Annotated in this window: 4 protein-coding genes; 2 read left to right on the plus strand and 2 right to left on the minus strand. The window is 44.2% G+C overall.

Features of this window, described 5'->3' with window-relative positions; all coding sequences use genetic code 11:
• Nucleotides 1-46: 46 nt before the first annotated feature.
• Entirely contained in the window at nucleotides 47-1,474 is a 1,428-nt protein-coding gene (ccoN, locus tag MHN01_RS20050) for a cytochrome-c oxidase, cbb3-type subunit I (RefSeq protein WP_239412994.1), read from the minus strand.
• A 276-nt stretch (nucleotides 1,475-1,750) separates the two neighbouring features.
• Here ccoN and MHN01_RS20055 point away from each other — a divergent pair, with 276 nt between their 5' ends.
• Nucleotides 1,751-2,194 carry a hypothetical protein gene (locus MHN01_RS20055; RefSeq protein ID WP_239412996.1) on the plus strand — a complete coding sequence of 148 codons (444 nt, stop codon included), beginning with the start codon at nucleotides 1,751-1,753 and terminating at the stop codon, nucleotides 2,192-2,194.
• A 74-nt stretch (nucleotides 2,195-2,268) separates the two neighbouring features.
• Here MHN01_RS20055 and MHN01_RS20060 read toward each other — a convergent pair whose 3' ends face one another.
• Nucleotides 2,269-2,994, minus strand: a complete 726-nt coding sequence (locus MHN01_RS20060; protein WP_239412998.1) for an SDR family oxidoreductase — start codon at nucleotides 2,992-2,994, stop codon at nucleotides 2,269-2,271.
• 120 nt (nucleotides 2,995-3,114) lie between these two features.
• Here MHN01_RS20060 and MHN01_RS20065 point away from each other — a divergent pair.
• A partial coding sequence (locus MHN01_RS20065) for an FIST N-terminal domain-containing protein (protein ID WP_304622880.1) occupies nucleotides 3,115-3,668 on the plus strand: 554 nt, incomplete at its 3' end.

The raw sequence follows: 3,668 nt of genomic DNA on the forward strand, positions 1-3,668 counted from the left end.
TTTTTTCTACAATTTCATGACGATTATTAGCCATTGTCGGAACTCCTTATGCTGGTTGCTCAGTTGCTTTCAGGCTTTCTTTTGGTGCAACGATTGTCTTATATGCGTTGTATGCCATTAGGAACATACCTGCAAGGAAGATTGCACCGCCCAGGAAGCGAACAAAGTAGAATGGATAAGAAGCCTGTAGAGATTCTACGAAGCTGTAGGTCAATGTTCCGTCGGTGTTAACCGCACGCCACATCAGACCCTGCATTACACCTGAAATCCACATTGCTACGATGTAAAGAACCGTACCAATCGTTGCCAGCCAGAAGTGAACGTTGATCAACTTGATAGAGAACATACGTTCCTGGCCGAATAGCTTAGGAATTAGGTGATAAACGGCACCGATAGAAACCATTGCAACCCAACCTAACGCACCAGAGTGAACGTGACCGATTGTCCAGTCAGTATAGTGAGAAAGGGCGTTTACAGTCTTAATTGACATCATTGGACCTTCGAAGGTAGACATACCGTAGAAAGACAATGAAACAACCAGGAATCGTAGGATTGGATCGTAACGTAGTTTGTGCCATGCACCTGACAGCGTCATGATACCGTTGATCATACCACCCCAAGATGGAGCGAATAGGATCAGAGACATCACCATACCTAGAGACTGAGTCCAGTCAGGCAGTGCTGTGTAGTGCAGGTGGTGTGGGCCAGCCCAGATATACAGAGATACCAGTGCCCAGAAGTGTACGATAGACAGACGGTAGGAGAATACCGGACGGCCTGCTTGCTTAGGTACGAAGTAGTACATCATACCCAGGAAACCGGCTGTCAGCAGGAAACCTACTGCGTTGTGTCCGTACCACCACTGAATCATCGCATCCACTGCACCGGAGTAAATCGAATACGACTTAGTCATCGATACAGGGATAGCCATGCTGTTCACGATGTGAAGGACTGCTACCGTTAAGATGAAGGCACCAAAGAACCAGTTCGCAACATAAATGTGCGACGTGTTTCGTTTGATCATGGTACCGAAAAAGACAATGGCATAGGATACCCAAACAACTGCAATCGCGATATCAATCGGCCATTCCAGTTCTGCGTATTCTTTACCAGACGTCCATCCCATTGGCAGCGAAATAGCTGCTGCAAGGATGATGGCTTGCCAACCCCAAAAGGTGAACGATGCTAACTTTCCACCGAATAGCCTTGTTTGACATGTGCGCTGTACTACGTAGTAAGACGTAGCAAATAGTGCACTTGTACCGAATGCGAAAATCACTGCATTGGTATGCAGTGGACGCAAGCGGCTGTATGTCAACCAAGGTAGGTCAAAGTTTAACGCCGGCCATACCAGTTGAGCGGCAATCAATACACCAACGCCCATTCCGACAATTCCCCATAGTATGGTAGTTAGGGTGAATTGACGAACGACCGTATAGTTGTAGTTTTGTTCAAGCTGCTTTACTTGGCTCATGTTGCATGCTTCCAATTTGAATTGTTCAACTACACTCTCTTTCCTTGTGCGAACAACAAGTTGTCGCAATGCCACCCAAAGCTTACTTAACTGCCATGTTGTTTTTTTAAACAACTCAGCATTTAAATTGCTATTTTGTTGTAAAAGTGGCATTTTCACTGCACATAATACTTTACTTAACAAGTGATTGACAGAGTTAAGCCCACACAATGTTTACGGTTAAGCAACATTTATGTGAAAAGTTTGAACTCTGTAACACGGGAAGCACGGTAAATCATGGCTGCGGAGAAGTTAACAAAGGCAAGATTAATCCAGATTTTAATCTTGATGGCAGTATTAATAACGGCATTTGTATGGAGAACAGTCACCTATGAAGAAAACACATCCATAGATGATAGTGCTACCAACTGCCTAATCACAGCAGAATATTGTGCTGTTGATAGTTCGAATAAAAAGCTCGGGTTATCACTTAACCCATACCCGGTAGTCGCTAATTCGGAAGTCACTCTGCGAATTAGTAACACAAATGTAAAACCAGTTGCTAAAATAGAAGGTGTAGACATGTTTATGGGGACCATTCCTGTCATATTTGAGCAACAAACCGATCACTGGCTAGGCACGTTTACTGTACCTGAGTGTGTTCATGACACGATGGAGTGGGCTATCACGGTGCAGCAGGGGAGTGAGACTATAATTGCAAAGTTTACTGTACAAAAGTGACTGTTAATTAGCCACTTTTTTGTTGGAAATTGATCGTTTTATAGGCTTGATGGCTCAAGCCTATCATTTCATGTTTATTCAGCATATATCATCTTTTTTGTGATCCCGCCATCAACAGTAAAATTCTGACCACTTATAAAGCTTGCATTAGTACTTAATAGGTACTTTACCATAGACGCAACATCTGCGGGGTGTCCGACGCGACCCGTAAGGTGCTGACTGTGATCGATATCTCGTAGCTCTTCATTACTTGTATCAATCCAGCCAGGAGATACGCAGTTCACTCTGACATCAGGCCCAAGACTAACAGCAAGCGCATGGGAAAGGCTCACTAGTCCACCTTTAGATGCACTATATGCTTCTGTATTAGGCTCGGACTGTTCTGCACGGGTTGAGCTGATATTAACAATAGCACCTTTAGATGCCTTAAGCAGAGGCAGACATAATTTTGTCACTAGCATAGGCGAAGTTAGGTTAACCGCTATAATCCGCTCCCAATCATGCATCTCTAAGGATTCGACAGGTGCATTATAGGGGTTCGCAATGGCAGCATTATTAACCAGACCATCAAGCCTGCCAAACAGTGACTGTAGCTCCTCTACAACAGCAGCAACTTCGTTCTCGCGGGTAACATCAGCTTGGCGGAAGCGGATCATAGGGTTGTCGGCAACCAGATCAAAACCGGCATCTTCATCAATATCTACCGCGATAACGATAACTTCTTTGCTGGTGAGCATTTCGCAAATGCCCCGACCAATCCCCTTGGCGCCACCTGTTACCATAACGACTTTGCTAGTCATACGTCCCTTCATCATCCCAAATTAAGTAATTGTATAGTTTAGCGGTCATTTACAGTCTGACTTTAGCCACAAAACCATAAAAATGGTATCAGTTAGCTGATTACAAAAGCAAAAATGTCTATGATGAGAGCAACTCATAACAATAAATATGAAAATATGGATATAGCCACTAGTTTTTCTGCTTTCCATGCTTCAGAGCATGCTGTTTCGGATGCAATTCGCAAACTAAAAAGTAAAATCATTAATCCCAAACTGATTCTTGCTTATTTTTCCGAAAACTACGACGAGCAGCTTATCCAGCAAGTGTTGACGTCTGAATTTCCAAATTCTCAGATCCTTGGTTGTTCATCGTGTCAGGGGGTAATGACCGACGAAGGGTATAATCGCGGTGAAGGCGTTGCTTTATGGGCGATGTGTGATTATCAAGGTGCATTCGGCAGTGCGATCGTTTCAACAAATCAAAGTTCGTATGACATGGCACGGCAGGCGCTTTTACGTGCGATTGAGAATAGCGGCCGCCCTGGAGAACTTCCGGCATTGATTTTGCTTCATTCTAGCCCAGGACATGAAGAAGAAGTTATACAAGGTATAGAGGATGAGTTGGGGATTCCTGTGCCTATTATTGGCGGGAGGGCGGCCGACGATCATGTAAGAGGAAACTGGAAAATGTTCAC

The organism is Photobacterium sp. OFAV2-7, assembly GCF_022347985.1.
Taxonomy (GTDB): Bacteria; Pseudomonadota; Gammaproteobacteria; order Enterobacterales; family Vibrionaceae; genus Photobacterium.